Raw genomic sequence first — 14,628 nt, 5'->3', positions numbered from 1 at the left:
CTGTGTGACAATTAATGAGTAACTCGTAATAACCGCGTGGCACTTTCTGGCCAACTGGCCTCACGCCTGCGTATGCTCCGATCACGATGAGAGCTGATGCGGCACGCAACCTTGACGCGGTCCTGCAGACCGGAGCACGCCTGCTGGCGCGCGACCCCGGCACGAGCATCGCGGTGATCGCAGAGGCGGCGGGCGTCGACCGACGTACCGTCTACCGCCACTTCAAGACCCGTGAGGCACTGCTGGCCGCCGTCCATGAGGCCAAGCTCGATGCCTGTGAAAAGGTCCTCGCGGAGGCGCGGTTGACCGAGGCGCCCGTGATGGCGGCGCTGCACCGGTACGCCGAGGGCATCATCACCGTCAGCAGGCGGTGGCCGGTGGACGTACAGCAAGTACGGGATCAAGCCGCAGCCGACCGTCTTGGCCGGCTGATCGAGCAGCTCGACGCCTTCACGGCGCGCGCGGTGCGGGAGCAGGTCATCCGCCCCGGCCTTCCGGACCGTTGGGCTCGCTCCCTGCTCATCCACCTCACGAATGTCGCGTCACATGAGATGCCGGAGCTTTCCCCTGCTCAGGGAGCCGACATGGTCGTCCAGTCCCTGATCACCGGTCTCGGCCCCGACTGACGGCGCCGGTTGTCGACGCCTACTGGCGGTGTGGACGGCCCGCCGCCCAAGTTGCCGTGGGCAGGTGGTGCTTGGTGTCCTTGCCGTGTTCGCGGCGCTCATGCGCAGGCAGGCGGCAGGCGGTCCCGTCACCGCTGCGCGCCGTGCACTTCCACTGGGTGGATGAGTTGGGGCGGGGGTGTGCGATGACAACGGCACCGGCAACTGGGGACGGCGACCGGAACCCGCTATTGGGCCAACCCCTGGCACAGGGCGAGGATTTCCGGGTTCACCCGGCCCACCGCTGCCTGGCACAGCGGCCGCATCTCTCGCCCCGTCACCCGCGACGGCACGGGCGGCGTCCACGACGGATGCCGAGCCGGCGCAGGCGCCGGGCGTGCCGGGCGCCGGGCCACGGACGGCCGTCGCGTAGCCGCCGACGGCCGTGCCGCTGGGTGGGGGTGGGGAAGCGCTCCCACTCCGGCCGCCTCCCTCTCCGGCACCCCGCTCTGGTCCCCGCCCCCGCCCCCGCCCCAGCCCCCGCCTCCGCGCGCCGACGCCCGACCGCTTTCGCCGGACGACGTCGCCGGGGCGGTGGGCCGGGTGTGCGCACGCGCTGACGATGCATCGACCGTCGGTCCCGGCACCGTCAACATCCGCTCATGCCCTGGGCCGGGCGTCCACGGCGATGCCGACCAGGGCCATGAAGGCGTTGGCCCCGGCACCACCGTCCGACGCACCTCGTCCGCCGACCGTGGCTCCACCGCCACACACCCACTCAACGCGGCAGCCACCACCCCGACCAGGCCCAGCCAGCCCACCACACGCCCAATGACCATGCACTGACCAACGCCACACGCCTCCCCACGTCACCATCACAGGGCCTCAGGAGCCTCAATGCGACGGGACAGGACCACCGGAGCCCTCGGAGGTTGCGATGTGCGTGGGGGTTTCGGCGGGGGCCGGTCCGCGGATCACGCGGATCACGCGAGCAAGGTCCGCCGGGGCGGCCGCGAGGCGAACCGGTACTCCCGCGTCGTCGAGTTCGGCTACGTGCCAGCTTCTGGGGATCCCGTCGCCATCGCTACCGCGGGCACGCCGTACGTCCTGGACGGTGAGCCGCTCCACCGGTATCCGCTTCGCCGCGAACCGGCCTGGACCGGCGTGGGGCGTCACCGCGAGCGGGCCGCCACCCAGGACGATGTGGGTGCCGAAGCGGTACGGGTTGTAGTCGGTGTGCTCCAGGAAACAGGCGGCCAGAAACACCTCCTCATCGGCAGATGCCTCCTCGATGCGCCCTCCGGCCGTCCCGGGCTCTGCGGGCGTACGGACCCGCGTGGCACGCCAGGCGAAGGAGAACAGGCCCAGTGTGCACAGCGAGCCGACGACCGCCCATGCGACCGCGACGGGAGAGCTGAGCAGGGGCGTGAAGAAGAAGTAGCAGAGCGGCAGTAGCCACAGGGCCGTACCGACGAGCACACCCGCGAACGGAAGGGCCGACGGGAGGACCTCGTCGTCGGGCAGCCGGCGCCCGCGCAGACACAGCAGTAGCTGGGCTCCGGGGTAGCCCGCGGCGAGAGCGAACGATGCCGCTACGGCGGCCACGGATCCGCCGGTGGGGACGTGGTCGCGCCACACGTAGTGCTTTCCGGCGACCTCCATCACCTCGCCGCGCCAGATGGTGAGTTCGACGCGGGCGCCGGCCTGGAATTCCTGGGCGGCGTCGCGGGAGACCTCAAGTCGCCTCAGCGGCCGGTCGTCGGTGAAGTACAACCAGCTGCTCTGCTTGGGCGGGTTGGCCTCGGTTCGTGCGATCACGGCCGGCAGGGTGGTCAGGCACTCGCTGCGTTCCCCGGCGGGCGTCCCGGCCGTGCACGGGGCGGCCGACTGCCACGCCTGCTCGTACGACGCGACGCTCGGCACGAAGCAGGCCGTCCCGCCGGCCAACGCGAGCAGTAGCGCGCACACGGTCACCGAGCCGGCCCGGCCCCGCCCGGCGGTGCGGTACGAGACGACGTGGACGTGGTCCGATTCCGGGGCTCCGTACTCGCGGTGCAGCGCGCGGAGCGCTTCCAACTTCGCATCGAAGTCCGAGGCGGACCCCGAAACCGCCTGGGGGAGAGGGAGGAGCGTCCTGCGTCCGTCCCGCAGCAGCAGGCTGACGCGACGGACCTCCTGGACCCGGCTGTTGTTCGCGTGCAACAGGCGTACACGCAGATCGGCGACGTCACGCCACGGTAGGCTCCGGCGGCGCAGCAGCCTCCGGAAGTGCAGGCCGTCCGCGTCGGCGGTCACCTCGGCGGTGACCGCGAAGAGCGACACGATGCCCAGCGGCGCCAGCAGCACGCCGATGCCCAGCCAGACATCCAGGAGCGTGCCGACAAACGCGGCACGCACCACCGCCAGGCCCACCCCGGCCGCCCCGAGTCCGACGAAGGACCACAGGGCACGCTTCTGAGAAGGCCGCCAAGTCACTTCCCGCGCATTGCTCATACGCGGAATCCTGCCATCAGCCGGACTGGTCGGACTGCCCGGACTGGTCGGACTGGTCCTGCTTGTGCGGAGTGCGGAAACTTCCTGGCGTACGACGGTGCTGACCGACCGGCTTCATCCGCTGAGCATGGTTCAGGCGGCAGGCGGCAGGCGGCAGGCGGAAGGCGGCAGGCGGCAGGCGGCCGCGGTTGGCTAACCTTGGTTGCGCTCCAGGTTGATGTGTGCGCGCATCAGTTCGCCCGGGTTCGTCAGTGCTGCCAGGGTCGAGAGTTCGCCGCACAGCACCGTGGCGGCCGCGATGACGGCGAGTCGGCGTGCGTTCTGTCCCGGCTCGCCCTCGGCCCGGCAGCCCAGCCGCGTCAGATTGGTCTCGACGAAGTCCAGATCCTTGCCGTTGCCGACCGTGCCCACGATCAGGTTCGGCAGTGTGCACGAGAAGTAGAGGTCGCCCTCCCGGTCCTCGGCCACGGTCACACCCTGTGAGCCTTCGACGATGTTTGCCGCGTCCTGGCCGGTGGCCAGGTAGAAGGCGAGCAGCATGTTCGCGTAGTGCGAGTTGGCCGAGCGTATTCCGCCGGCGAGCAGCGTTCCGATCAGGTTCTTGCGCACGTTCAGCTCGGCTACCTTGGCGGCCGTGGTGTGCAGCATCTCGGTAACCACGGAGCGCGGCACGAGCAGTTCGGTCACCACGTTCTTTCCGCGGCCCAGGATTCCGTTGACGGCGGTCGCCTTCTTGTCGGTGCAGTAGTTCCCGGAGATCGACCCGTAGGAAACCCCTGGAACGTTGTCCAGGATGTGCCCCAAGAGTGCGTCGGCCGCGAGCGTCACCATGTTGTGCCCGGACGCGTCGCCCGTGGTGAACTCGAACCGGATGAACAACAGGTTGGCCGTGATCTCGTGCCGGATACCGACGAGTTCGGCGAATCCGCTACAGGCGCGCACGACCTTGCTCAAGACATCGAACTGCGCGTCGAGCTGGCGCGCGGCCGCGTACGCGGTCTGCGCGTCCTCGGCTTCGACGAGCACCGAGCGGGTCATCCGCTCGTCGACGAGAGTGGCGACGATTCCGCGCTCGGTATGTCGGGATATCTTTGCGCCACGCCCCACGGAAGGCCACAGCGGTGACTCGTAGGTGGCGAGTGGGACTTCGGTCTCCGTGGCGGCGACATTTCCCGAGATTCTGAGTGGTCCCACCCACCTCATGGGGACCCCGGCGATTCCGTGAGCGTCGTTCATCGTGCACTTCCCGTTGTCTGGCGGATGGCGCGAAGGCGCCCGCGATGCGGGCCCGGTCGCGCGCGTCTCGACTCCGCGGTCGGTCCGCAGCAGCGTAGAGCGCCGTGGATCATCAGGGCGCACCGGTCCCCGCACGGTTGGGATCCCGCCAGGCCGGTTTCGGTTCAGGCTCTGGTCGTCGGGGTGGTCGTCCGTCCGTCGTCCGAGCTCGGCTCGGCGGTGTTGTCCGGGTTCGTGCCGGCTCTGGTGTAGAGGACTTCGCGTCCCTGGTCCGCGGCGCGGATGAGTGCTTCGCTGACGAAGTCGAGGAAGCGGGCGGCGCTTTCGAGACGGGTGGCGGCGGGGGTGCCGCGGCCGAGGACGTCGATGCCTTGTCGCGCGGTTTCGATGAACTCGTCGTTGGCCCGGGCGCTTCGGATCATCGCCTGGTACCAGAGGTCGTCGTCGACGATGTAGCGCTCGCGGCGCCGTTCGTCGCGTTCCCGGCGGACGAGGTCCTGACCCTCGAGAAAGGTGATCGCTTTGGAGATGGAGGCGGGGCTGACCTGGAGGCGTTGGGCGAGTTGGGAGGCGGTGAGGCTGCCGGTGTCGGTGGTGTAGAGGCAGCCCAGGACCCGGGCCATCATCTTGGGCAGGCCGGAGGAAATGTAGACGGCGGTGAGCGCGTCTTGGTAGACACGCACGGCCTGGGCGTCGCGTCCGTAGGGCTGCGGGGATGCCTGTGACCCCACCGGTGCGGTCTGCTTGCGTCGGTGGGTGCGCTGCTGGGTGGCGCGGTGGGCCAGGTCGGCGCGGTAGGCGGTGGGGCCGCCGTTGCGCATCACCTCACGCGTGATGGTGGAGGTCGGACGGTCCAGACGGCGGGCGATCTCGGCGTACGCCAGGCGGTCGGCCAAACCCCTTGCGATCTGCTGACGTTCGGCCTGGGTGAGCCTGCCTCCCGGCATCGCAACCTCCTTTGTGCCCACGGGTGCTCCGTGGCGCCGCTCGTGTTCTCCCAACACCTCCACCATAGCGTTCATGCTCAATTCATTGCAACGGACGTTCGCTCGATCGTTGCGTTAATTGAGAGAATGTTGCAATGATTGCCGTGCTTCTACCTGCGAATATCTACTTTCCAGGTAAGTTCATCGTTGTTAATTCCAGGAAAGCAACGTAGCGTTTCTGTCTTTCGGAAAGGAACGTCCATCGGCGCAAGGGAGAGCGCGATGCAGAAGTTCGGCACCCCGCCCCGATCACCGCTGCCCTGGACGTCCCCGCCGGACGGGTCCAGTAGATCGCCGCCGACCGTGCTCGCCTGGCCGGGCATCACGGGGGCGCTCGTGGGCGCGCGCAAGGCCACCCAGGTGGACGGCTGGATCGGCGCGGGCGGCGGGCCCGTCCGCCACGCATGAAGCAGGCCGGGGCACGGCCGGCTCCAAGGGCGCCTACGGCCCCGGTCCGGTGGGTGACCGCTTCTTACATACTTCTTAGAACTGCCCCGTAGACATGGCCCCATGGCGATCAAACGCGTTGCAGTCGGTGTCGGAATACTCGTAACGGTGACCTTGACGGGCGTAGTCGGAGCGGCGATCGCAACTCCGGCTCATACGCCGGACGCGGCTGCCGCTTCAGCGCTCGGAAAGAAGGCGGCGACAAACTATCTGTACGCTTCGATCGGTGATTTCGACGCCAATGTGAAACCGCTGATCGATCGTCCGGACATCGCCGGCGTACAGCTGGTGGTGCCGTGGAAGGCGCTCGAACCGAAGAAGAACCAATACGACTTCTCGGCGATCGACCAGGCGCTGACGTATCTCCAGTCCCGTCACAAGAAGCTTTTCATCCAGGTCCAGGACCGGTTTTTCGCGCCGCCGACCAGGCTCCCGGGCTATCTGCTGACCGGCCCGGAGTATGCGGGAGGCGCAGCTCCGACGAAGAACGAGAACGGCCTTGGTCCCGGTGAGCCCGGGGCGGTCGCGGCGCAGTGGAATCCGCATGTGCGGGGCCGCTTCCAGCATCTGCTGAAGGCGCTGGCGCAGCGTTTCGACGGCCGCCTCGCCGGGGTGAACCTTCCGGAAACGGCTACCGAAGTGGACACCAAGAAGGACCACACGGGCTACAGCGACGATGCCTACTTCAACGCAGAGCTCGACAACATGGCCTACGGGAAGAAGGTCTTCACCAAGACGCCCTTCGTCCAGTACGTCAACTTCTGGCCGGGTGAGTGGAACAACAGTCGCAACTACATGAAGCGGACCTTCGAGTTCGCCAAGTCGCACGGGATCGGCCTGGGCGGACCTGATATCTTGCCCGACCGCCCGGCGCAGATGCAGAACTCGTACCCCTTCTTCAAGCAATACCGGGGGAAGCTCCCGCTCGTGGCCATGGCTGTACAGGAACCGGACTTCCAGTACAAGAATCCCAAGACGAAGAAGCCGTACACCCGCCAGGAGTTCGTCGATTTCGGCACCAACACTCTCGGCGCCGACTGCATCTTCTGGGCCACCAGCGCGCCCTGGCTCCATCAGCCGACGGCACGATAGAGCCACCCGCGGCATCAGGGTGCGATCGAGCGCACCAGGGCGATGCCGCGGCCGAGATCGTCGATACGGGTCTCCAGGGTGTCGCCGGCGGGGTACGGACGAACGGTGTCCACGCCGGCGTCCTCGCCGACCACGTCGTTGTCCTGTCGCGTGTCCTGGGACCGGGGTACTTCAGGTGAGGGGGAGCCAGCGGGGTTGGGAGGCGCCGCGGGGGAGGAGGGTGTGGCGGTACGCGCCCGGGGTGTCGGACATCCGCACCTGGTCGGTGACGCCCTGGTAGTGGCCGAGTGGGGTGTGGGCGGTGAAGGTCTGCGGCGCGGGGTAGGCGTGCTCCTCGCCCGTGCCGGCGATCTCGGTTGCGTAGGTCTTGTCGAAGATGCCCATGCCGAGGATCCAGAGGGCCACCCGGGACAGCGAGACATGGACGCGGTAGCTGCCGCCGTCGACGGCGCGGCGGCGCAGGGCCTCGACGATGCCGGCGGTCAGGAACCAGGAGACCAGGTAGTCGTTGACCACCGTGATCGGCGGCAGGGCGGGCTTGTCGCCGTCGCCTTCCAGGTGCAACAGGCCGGTCAGTGCGCCCGCGGTCTGGTCGAAGCCGAGGTGGTCGGCCCAGGGGCCGCTGCGCCCGTTCAGGGAGACGGTGGCGTAGACCAGGCCCGGGCGTCGGCTGGTCGCCTCCTGTTCCGACAGGCCGATGGACTCCAGGTAGCCGGGGCGGCGGTTGGCGAAGAAGACGTCGGCACCGGCCTGGAGTTCGTGGAGGACGGCCCGCCCCTCCGGGGTGTACGGGCTCACGGTGGCCGAGCGTACGCCGACATTGGCGGTGCGGTAGGTGACGTCGTGCTCCAGCTCGTTGGGCCGCCACAGGTTCAGCACGTCGGCCCCGTGCAGTGCCAGTGCTCGGCCCGCGCCGGCGCCGGCGATGATGTGGCCCATGCCCAGCGCGCGTACTCCGTCCAGGGGGGCCGTGGCGGCCTCGGGCAGTGGCTCGGGGGCGCTGTCGCCGACCCGGGTGATCTCCACCAACGGCATGTCGGCGAGATGGTCGGTGTATTGACGCTCCGTCAGTATCTCGCTGGGTGTGCGGACCATGGGCATCACCGCCCCGGCCGCGGCTCCGGCCGCCTCCAGTTCACGTGCGTTCCACCGTGCGATGGCGGCGGCGACCGCCTCGGGCACCTCGGGGGCGCCCAGCAGCTTCTGGGCGGCGGTCTTGATGTTCGGGTAGATGTTGAACGGCATCATCCAACGGCCGTCCGCCGTGCGGTAGAACGCGTTGGCGTAGGCCATGTTGGGGATCGACGGCACGCCGCCGGGATAGCCGTTGAGCAGTTCCCACTTCTGGTCGTAGAACGGGCACAGCCGGTGCGGCCCCACGCGCAGGTCCATGTGGATGTCCTGGCCGCGACCGGTCCGGTCCCGCCACAGCGCCGCGACGGCGGCGGACTTGGCGACCAGCGCGATGCCCGAAGCCGCGCCCAGCCGCAGCGTGCTGGGCACCACCGGGTCCGCGCCCCGGAAGGTGATGGTGCCGCCGGTGTCCTGCGGCTTCAGGCCGATTCCGGCCAGTACCTCGGACGTCTCGGAGTGGACGTCGAAGGCGTCGTCGGTTGCGGGGGCGGCGATCGCCCTGGTGATGCGGTCGGTGAGGGACATGGTGGCCTGGGGGGACTCGGGCATAGCAGGCATGGTCGTTTTCGTCTTCCGGTTCATCTGCCGAGTGGGAGGGCGTGGGGCAGGCGCGGCACGTTGCGCGCGGGAGTGCGGGTACGCGGGTGGTACGCGTATGAGAGCGGAGAGGGGCGCGACTAGGCCCGTCAGGCGCGGGCAGCGGCCGTGGAGCCGGCCGCCGGGTCCCCGGCCTGGTCCGGAGTCCTGCCGAGGGCCCGCATGAGGGCCATCTGCGCGCGGTCACGGCGGGCGGCGAGTTCGCCGACCGGCTCGGCTCCGAACGCGTCCGCGGCCTGTTCGGTCAGTACCGCCACGGTGGGCTCGTCGAAGGTGGGCGTCCCCAGCGCCGGCCAGCTCGCCTCCATGGCGGGGCCGAGGTGACGGACGAAATGCGGCAGGCCGCCCGGTCCGCCACCGAGGTGGAAGGTGCGGAACGGGCCCGCGACCGCCCAGCGCAGGCCGATGGAGTCGGTGACGATCTCGTCGAGTTCGGCCTCGGAGACCACGCCCTCGGCCACCAGGTGCACACACTCGCGGAAGAGTGCGGACTGGAGGCGGTTGGCGACGAATCCGGGGATCTCCTTGCGCAGGATCTGCGGCTTCTTGCCCATGGCCGCGTAGAAGTCACGGGCCGCGCGGAGGGTCTGCGGTGCGGTCTTCTCGCCGGGCACGATCTCCACCAGCGGCACGAGGTGCGGCGGGTTGAACGGGTGGCCGACCACCAGCCGCTCGGGCTGCGTCATTGCCTGGGCGATCGCCGAGGCGGGAATCCCGGAAGTCGAGGTGGCAAGCAGGGCATGGGCGGGAGCGGCCCGCTCGACGACCTGCCAGATCTCCTGCTTCACCGCCAGTCGCTCCGGGCCGTTCTCCTGGACGACGTCCGCGTCCGCGACCGCCGTGGCCAGGTCGGCCTCGAAGTGCAGCCGGGCGGCCAAGTCGCCGGTGGGCAGCCCGATTTCCGCCAGTGCCGGGGTGATCTCCGCAAGGCCCGCCAGGACCTCATCCCGAACATCGGGCCGTGGGTCGTTCACGGTGACGGCCAGGCCGTGGGCGAGGAACAGCCCGGTCCACGAAATCCCGATCACGCCGCCGCCGATGACTGTGGCCCGCCGGCAGGTGTGGGAGGTGTCTGTGGTGGGTGCGTTCATGGTGCGTACACCGCCTTCTCGGTTCTCTCGGTGCGTTCTCTTCAATGGTCAGCACGTTCGCCAGGCAGCCAGGCAGCCAGGCAGCCAGGCAGCCAGGCAGCCAGGTGTGTCCGGACGCCCGGTCAGGGGGCGAGGTAGTCGTGGACGACCTCGGCCGGGCTCAGGGTGAGGTCGGTGAGGATGTGACTGGCGGAGACGATCTCCAGCACCGGCAGATCCGCGACCGGCGCCAGCGCGTGGGCGAACAGCTCCAATCGGGCCGGGCCGTGAAAGGCGCTCTTGACGGTGATGTCGGTGATCTTGGTGCGGACCAGTTCGCAGATCCGCGGCCGTCCGTCGTAGCCGGGCACTGTCTTGACCATGTACGTGGGCACACAGATCTCCGCACGGGCCGCGTCGAGATCCATCGGATGGTGCTTGTAGCCCATGGTGGCGGTGGCCACGCGCAGCGAGCCGTAGTCGAGGGTGCCCACCAGGGTGTCGGAGTCGACGTAGAGCCGGGGTCGGCCGGCCTTCTTCGGGTAGGCGCCCAGCTCCCGCCCGCTGGAGATCGCCGGCACGCTGTCCAGGTACATCGCGAGGTTGTACTCGCCCCGCTCGCCCTCGTACGCGACGGGGACGACCTGGCCTGCCTCCGTGTAGTCGCCCAGGCCCGTCACGTCCGGCATGCGCATGAGCTCGAACCGCACCAGCGGTTCGGGCACCGACAGTGGCTCAGGCACGACGCGGCGCAGGGCCTCGGGATCGGTGCGGTAGGTGATGTTGAGGTACTCGCGGTCGGTGAACCGGTACCTGGTGGGGGCGAATGCGGGCGCGTCCAGCGGGGTGGTGAACAGCCGGGCGACGTCGTGCTCGTGCATGGTGGCTTCCTTCGAGACGCCGGTGCCTGTGAACGGCGGAGAGCGGGGCTCCCGCTCAGTGCCTGTGCACCAGTGCACTCCACCACGATCATGTCTGTCCAATATATGTTTCAGGCAGACTCGATATGCTGTTGCATATGGAGATCACACAACGCCTGCTTGAGCAGTTCCTGGCCGTCGCCGAGGAGAAGCACTACGGCCGAGCTGCGGAACGGCTCTCGATGCGCCAACCTCCACTCAGCCAGGCCATCCAGCGACTGGAACGCGGCCTGGGGGTGACGCTCCTGGAGCGCGCCTCACGCGGTCCGCGCGGGGTGCGCCTGACACACGCCGGTGCGGTCTTCGTCACGGAGGCGCGACGGCTGCTGGACACCCAGTCCGCGGCCGTGGAGCGGGTCCGCCGCGTCGCACACGGGCTGGAGGGGGACGTCCGGGTGGGATATGTGAGCATCCTGAGCCACCGCTACCTTCCCCGGCTGCTCCGGGCCGCCGCCGATGAACTCCCCGGGCTGCGCATCCATTTGCACCAGGACGCCACCGTCAGCCTCGTCGAGATGCTGCGCGCCGGCGCCCTGGACCTGGCGTTCATCCGGGACCCCTCGCCCTTGTCGGACGACCTTGCCGTCCGCGACTTCGTCACCGAACGCATCGTCGCAACCGTGCCCGACGAGCACCGGCTGGCCGGAGCCGAGGCGATCGACCTGGACGACCTCCGCAACGACGCCTTCGTCCTCCCCAGCACGGCGACCCTGCCCGGCCTCGCCCACCAGGCCGAACTGGCCTGCCGCGACGCCGGATTCACCCCGCAACGCCACGCCACCGTCGACGACCTCACCGGACTGCTCGGCTACGTCGCCGCCGGACTGTGCGTCAGCCTGGTCCCGGAAGATCTGCGCGACTTCCCCGTCCCCGGTATCGCCTTCGTACCGCTGCGCGGATCCTCGCCCCACCTGACGACCATCGTCGCCGCCGTCCACCGGCCCGACACCGACGCCGCCGTCCGCCGCCTCCTCGACCTCATCACCCGCCACGCCCGCCCGTGACCGCCTGCGTGCGGTTGCCGTTCATGCGGTCCTCCTGCCGTACGGGTGGTCAGCTCGCGTCGTGGGCGCCGGTCATCAGCGCGGCGAGGTCCTCGGGCCGGAGGAAGGAGGGTGGGACCGGTGGGCCCCAGCTGTAGAGCGAGCGGGCGTCCTCCCATACGCGCGGCGTCCACAGCTGGTCGTCGACGATGCAGTCCATGTCGGCGAAGTACTCGGTGAAGTTGCCCGCCGGGTCCTTGAGGTACCAGAAGAAGTTCGAGCCCACGTGGTGGCGGCCCAGGCCCCAGACATGGCGCTCCGGACGGCCCGCCAGCATGCGCGTCGCCGCGCGCCCCACCTCGTCGACGTCGTCGACCTGCCAGGAGGAGTGGTGCAGGAAGGAGATCGGTGCCTGTTGCAGCAGCAGGTTGTGGTGATCGGTGGAACACCGCAGGAAGGCCGCGCCCGGCACCAGATCACTCACCTTGAACCCCACACCCTCGGTGAAGAACCGCTGCGAGGCCGGCTGATCGGTCGACCCGAGGACCACATGTCCCAGGCGGCGCGGCCGGACCACGTCCTCACGCAGGACCGCCGGTGCCTGGCCGTCGGGCCGCTCGACGCGGCCGGGTCCGTTGTAGGGCACCGGTGCGGAGGCCGGCTGCACGAGGCGGGGTTGGACCTCGACGGCGACGGTCACCTCCGTCCCCGGATCGACCGCGCGCAGGCAGTGCCCGTCGTGGACGTAGGGCATCTCCAGGCGGTCCAGGGCGGCGCCGACCCGGCCGAGGTCGTCGGCGTCATCGACCGCGACGACCAGTTCGTCCAGGCGACGGCGGGCAGCATGCACGATCTTCAGCTGCTCGCCGCCGTCGGCCGAGGCGAAGCGCCCCCGCCCCAGGGCGGTGAGTCCGAACTCGGCGTAGTAGTCGTGACTGGCATCGACGTCGGGCACGCCCATGGTGATGCGGGCGAGACGGTGCAACGGCACGGTGGCTCCTCGAAAGCAGGGGGACGGCGGGGGAGTGCTGGGGCAGACACCGGGACCCTCGAGGGGTTTTTCCTGCGAGTACCTTCTGGAGGCGTCGAGCGCTGCTTTCGACGGCCTGCTTGGTGTCCGCGTCCCCGGCGCCGCCGAGTCCGCCGTTGGTCACGGAGACGACGTTGGGACCGGTGCGGGTGGCCGCGGCATCGACCGTCAGGGTCGTCTTGAGGCCCTGCACGGTGCTGATCATGGTCATCCGCACGCCGAACCGGTCGTCACCGGCCTTCGGCAGCGACACCTGGGTGACCTGTGCGACCGCCTTGTCGCCCGAGGGGCCGACGGCGGTGAACCCGTCGCAGACGTTCGGCAGGCTCTTCAACCAGGCCGTGCCCTTGTCGGCGTCGGCCTGGGAATACGACGCCCCCAGGTAGGTCATCCTGGCGCTTCCGGACGGTTCGTTGAATGCCTCGGCTGCCTTGGCCGTCGGGGTGGCTCCCATGAGGTTGCCCGACGCCAGCCGCCCGAGGAGTGTCTGGCACTCGGCCTTGTTCGCCTTGCCCCGCAGCAGGGTGTCCTGCCTGTTGCTGCCGCCGGTGGCCGGATTCCACTGGGCGCCCAGCGCGGAGCAACGAAGCAGGGTGGACGGTCGGTCCATTGCGGTCCTCCAAGGTGCGCGATCCTGCTCCGAGATCACCACCGGCCACCCGCAGCCGCAACCACACCGTCGCGAACGGGTGCGGCAAGGCGGCGCGGGGACGTCGGCACGACTGGTCGGGAGGGCATTCTCACCGTGCCCGAGAGCGGCACGTCGACCTCTCATGACCGGTTGGTCACCGGACTTGTGACGGAACTGGGCTGCCGCGAGCCGGCCGCACTCGCCGAGCAACTGGTCACCCTCGCCGACGGGGCCGCCAGTCGCGCCATGGTGCTGGACGACGCAGACTGTGGACGCCACGCGCGGGCGGCAGCGGAGATCCTCCTGGACAACGCTCTGCCAGGCACCGGCTGACGAGGGCGGAGGACGGAGCGCGGAGGGCGGCTTCGCGGCGGATGGCGCCCGGTGCCTGGCCCGGGCGTGGCTCGCGCCCGCTTTACCAGACGTGCCCGTCTACCGGACGTGGCACCCGAAGTGGGGGTCGGTGCCGGTCAGTTCGCCGCTGATGGTCCAGAGACGAGCGGCGATGGTCGGGTCTGTCATGTGGGAGGGGACGGGCTCACGACGTGGTGTGCCGCGCAGGCCGAAGACCCTGGGGCCCCATAGCTGCCCACCCTGTGCGTTCGGGTCGAGGACGGCACGGACGACGGGCCATGCTCCGGCGTTCTTGCCCTGGAGGACGAGACCGGCCGGCAAGTTGCGCAGCCGTTCGCCGGGGGTTGTCACGTGTACCGGAGGGCGGGACGGGGTGAGGGAGTCCAGAGCGCCTCCGGGGTGGGCCACCATGCTGAGCACCGTGCTGCCGGCGGCGCGCAGGCGGCGATCGAGTTCGAAGCCGAAGCACATCTGCGCCAGCTTCGATCGGCCGTAGGTCCGCTTGGGGCGGTAGTCCCGGGTCGACTGCAGATCGTCCGGGTCCAGGCGCTCGGACCGGGCCGCGAAGCTTCCCACCGTCACGATGCGGCCGGCCGGCGCCGCGGACAACAGGGGGGCCAGCCAGTGGGTGAGCGCGAAGTGGCCGAGGTGGTTGGTGCCGAACATCAGCTCGTGCCCGTCCTTGGTCTCTCGACGCGGTGGGTCGTCGAGCGCGACTCCTGCGTTGTGGACCACCGCGTCGAGATGGTTGGTGTCCAGCCTGTCCACGGCCGTCTTGAGGGACGAGAGGTCGGCGAGGTCCAGTTGAAGGTGCTGTAGACGGGCGCCGGGGGCGCGCGAGCGGATCGAGGCGATGGCGGCGTCGGCCTTCGCGGGGTCGCGGCTGCCGAGTACGACGACGGCGCCGGTGGCGGCGAGCTGTTCCGCGACGAAGTAGCCGATGCCGGCGTTGCCCCCGGTGACCAGGAAGCTCCTGCCTTCGGCAGGCGGCAGTCGGTGAACGTCCCACGGTCGGCTCTGGGATGCGGAGGACACGGCGGCGGGCTCCTT

General features: G+C 69.5%; 14 protein-coding genes. 6 read left to right on the top strand and 8 right to left on the bottom strand.

What is annotated here, in order from left to right; genetic code table 11:
• Positions 1-86: 86 nt before the first annotated feature.
• Entirely contained in the window at positions 87-626 is a 540-nt protein-coding gene (locus K2224_RS18365; protein ID WP_221907600.1) for a TetR/AcrR family transcriptional regulator, read from the top strand.
• 873 nt (positions 627-1,499) lie between these two features.
• Here the strand turns inward: K2224_RS18365 and K2224_RS18360 are convergent.
• From K2224_RS18360 to K2224_RS18350, 3 genes are all read right to left on the bottom strand, one after another.
• Positions 1,500-3,098: a PH domain-containing protein gene (locus tag K2224_RS18360; protein WP_221907599.1), complete on the bottom strand. Its 1,599-nt coding sequence runs from the start codon at positions 3,096-3,098 to the stop codon at positions 1,500-1,502.
• A 192-nt stretch (positions 3,099-3,290) separates the two neighbouring features.
• On the bottom strand, positions 3,291-4,334 hold the full coding sequence (locus K2224_RS18355) for a hydroxymethylglutaryl-CoA reductase (protein WP_221907598.1): 1,044 nt from the start codon (positions 4,332-4,334) through the stop codon (positions 3,291-3,293).
• Positions 4,335-4,498: 164 nt separating this feature from the next.
• Positions 4,499-5,281 (bottom strand): helix-turn-helix domain-containing protein, encoded by a 783-nt coding sequence (locus K2224_RS18350; protein ID WP_221907597.1) that lies wholly within the window; start codon positions 5,279-5,281, stop codon positions 4,499-4,501.
• A gap of 261 nt (positions 5,282-5,542) precedes the next feature.
• Here K2224_RS18350 and K2224_RS18345 point away from each other — a divergent pair, with 261 nt between their 5' ends.
• Both K2224_RS18345 and K2224_RS18340 read left to right on the top strand, forming a co-directional pair.
• Positions 5,543-5,728, top strand: coding sequence for a hypothetical protein (locus K2224_RS18345; protein ID WP_221907596.1), 186 nt, complete (start codon positions 5,543-5,545; stop codon positions 5,726-5,728).
• 102 nt (positions 5,729-5,830) lie between these two features.
• Entirely contained in the window at positions 5,831-6,859 is a 1,029-nt protein-coding gene (locus K2224_RS18340) for a hypothetical protein (protein ID WP_221907595.1), read from the top strand.
• A gap of 171 nt (positions 6,860-7,030) precedes the next feature.
• Here the strand turns inward: K2224_RS18340 and K2224_RS18335 are convergent, their stop codons facing one another.
• From K2224_RS18335 to K2224_RS18325, 3 genes are all read right to left on the bottom strand, one after another.
• The gene (locus tag K2224_RS18335) at positions 7,031-8,542 is read right to left on the bottom strand and encodes a CoA transferase (RefSeq protein ID WP_260692772.1); all 1,512 of its coding nucleotides are present in this window, start codon (positions 8,540-8,542) and stop codon (positions 7,031-7,033) included.
• Between the two features lie 137 nt (positions 8,543-8,679).
• Positions 8,680-9,681, bottom strand: a complete 1,002-nt coding sequence (locus K2224_RS18330; protein ID WP_221907594.1) for a 3-hydroxyacyl-CoA dehydrogenase NAD-binding domain-containing protein — start codon at positions 9,679-9,681, stop codon at positions 8,680-8,682.
• 122 nt (positions 9,682-9,803) lie between these two features.
• Positions 9,804-10,541: an acetoacetate decarboxylase gene (locus K2224_RS18325; protein ID WP_221907593.1), complete on the bottom strand. Its 738-nt coding sequence runs from the start codon at positions 10,539-10,541 to the stop codon at positions 9,804-9,806.
• Between the two features lie 137 nt (positions 10,542-10,678).
• Between K2224_RS18325 and K2224_RS18320 the strand changes: the two genes are divergently transcribed.
• Entirely contained in the window at positions 10,679-11,584 is a 906-nt protein-coding gene (locus K2224_RS18320; RefSeq protein WP_221907592.1) for a LysR substrate-binding domain-containing protein, read from the top strand.
• Positions 11,585-11,633: 49 nt separating this feature from the next.
• Here K2224_RS18320 and K2224_RS18315 read toward each other — a convergent pair whose 3' ends face one another.
• A complete protein-coding gene (locus K2224_RS18315) occupies positions 11,634-12,554 on the bottom strand; it encodes a VOC family protein (RefSeq protein WP_221907591.1) in 921 nt (306 codons plus the stop codon).
• Between the two features lie 242 nt (positions 12,555-12,796).
• On the opposite strand from K2224_RS18315, the gene K2224_RS18310 reads away from it, so the two are divergent.
• Positions 12,797-12,979, top strand: coding sequence for a hypothetical protein (locus K2224_RS18310; RefSeq protein WP_221907590.1), 183 nt, complete (start codon positions 12,797-12,799; stop codon positions 12,977-12,979).
• Between the two features lie 395 nt (positions 12,980-13,374).
• Positions 13,375-13,557 carry a hypothetical protein gene (locus K2224_RS18305; RefSeq protein WP_260692770.1) on the top strand — a complete coding sequence of 61 codons (183 nt, stop codon included), beginning with the start codon at positions 13,375-13,377 and terminating at the stop codon, positions 13,555-13,557.
• 99 nt (positions 13,558-13,656) lie between these two features.
• On the opposite strand, the gene K2224_RS18300 is transcribed toward K2224_RS18305, so the two are convergent.
• Positions 13,657-14,613 (bottom strand): SDR family NAD(P)-dependent oxidoreductase, encoded by a 957-nt coding sequence (locus tag K2224_RS18300; protein ID WP_221907589.1) that lies wholly within the window; start codon positions 14,611-14,613, stop codon positions 13,657-13,659.
• Between the last annotated feature and the right edge of the window lie 15 nt (positions 14,614-14,628).

It is taken from the genome of Streptomyces sp. BHT-5-2 (assembly GCF_019774615.1).
In the GTDB taxonomy this organism is placed as follows: domain Bacteria; phylum Actinomycetota; class Actinomycetes; order Streptomycetales; family Streptomycetaceae; genus Streptomyces.
This window is presented reverse-complemented; position numbering and strand designations above follow the sequence as displayed.

What these genes read in the sequence shown, in the direction of transcription:
- K2224_RS18365 (WP_221907600.1), top strand. Translation starts at nt 87, where the DNA reads ATGAGAGCTGATGCGGCACGCAACCTTGACGCGGTCCTGCAGACCGGA.
- K2224_RS18360 (WP_221907599.1), bottom strand. Translation starts at nt 3,098, where the DNA reads ATGAGCAATGCGCGGGAAGTGACTTGGCGGCCTTCTCAGAAGCGTGCC.
- K2224_RS18355 (WP_221907598.1), bottom strand. Translation starts at nt 4,334, where the DNA reads ATGAACGACGCTCACGGAATCGCCGGGGTCCCCATGAGGTGGGTGGGA.
- K2224_RS18350 (WP_221907597.1), bottom strand. Translation starts at nt 5,281, where the DNA reads ATGCCGGGAGGCAGGCTCACCCAGGCCGAACGTCAGCAGATCGCAAGG.
- K2224_RS18345 (WP_221907596.1), top strand. Translation starts at nt 5,543, where the DNA reads ATGCAGAAGTTCGGCACCCCGCCCCGATCACCGCTGCCCTGGACGTCC.
- K2224_RS18340 (WP_221907595.1), top strand. Translation starts at nt 5,831, where the DNA reads ATGGCGATCAAACGCGTTGCAGTCGGTGTCGGAATACTCGTAACGGTG.
- K2224_RS18335 (WP_260692772.1), bottom strand. Translation starts at nt 8,542, where the DNA reads ATGCCCGAGTCCCCCCAGGCCACCATGTCCCTCACCGACCGCATCACC.
- K2224_RS18330 (WP_221907594.1), bottom strand. Translation starts at nt 9,681, where the DNA reads ATGAACGCACCCACCACAGACACCTCCCACACCTGCCGGCGGGCCACA.
- K2224_RS18325 (WP_221907593.1), bottom strand. Translation starts at nt 10,541, where the DNA reads ATGCACGAGCACGACGTCGCCCGGCTGTTCACCACCCCGCTGGACGCG.
- K2224_RS18320 (WP_221907592.1), top strand. Translation starts at nt 10,679, where the DNA reads ATGGAGATCACACAACGCCTGCTTGAGCAGTTCCTGGCCGTCGCCGAG.
- K2224_RS18310 (WP_221907590.1), top strand. Translation starts at nt 12,797, where the DNA reads ATGGTCATCCGCACGCCGAACCGGTCGTCACCGGCCTTCGGCAGCGAC.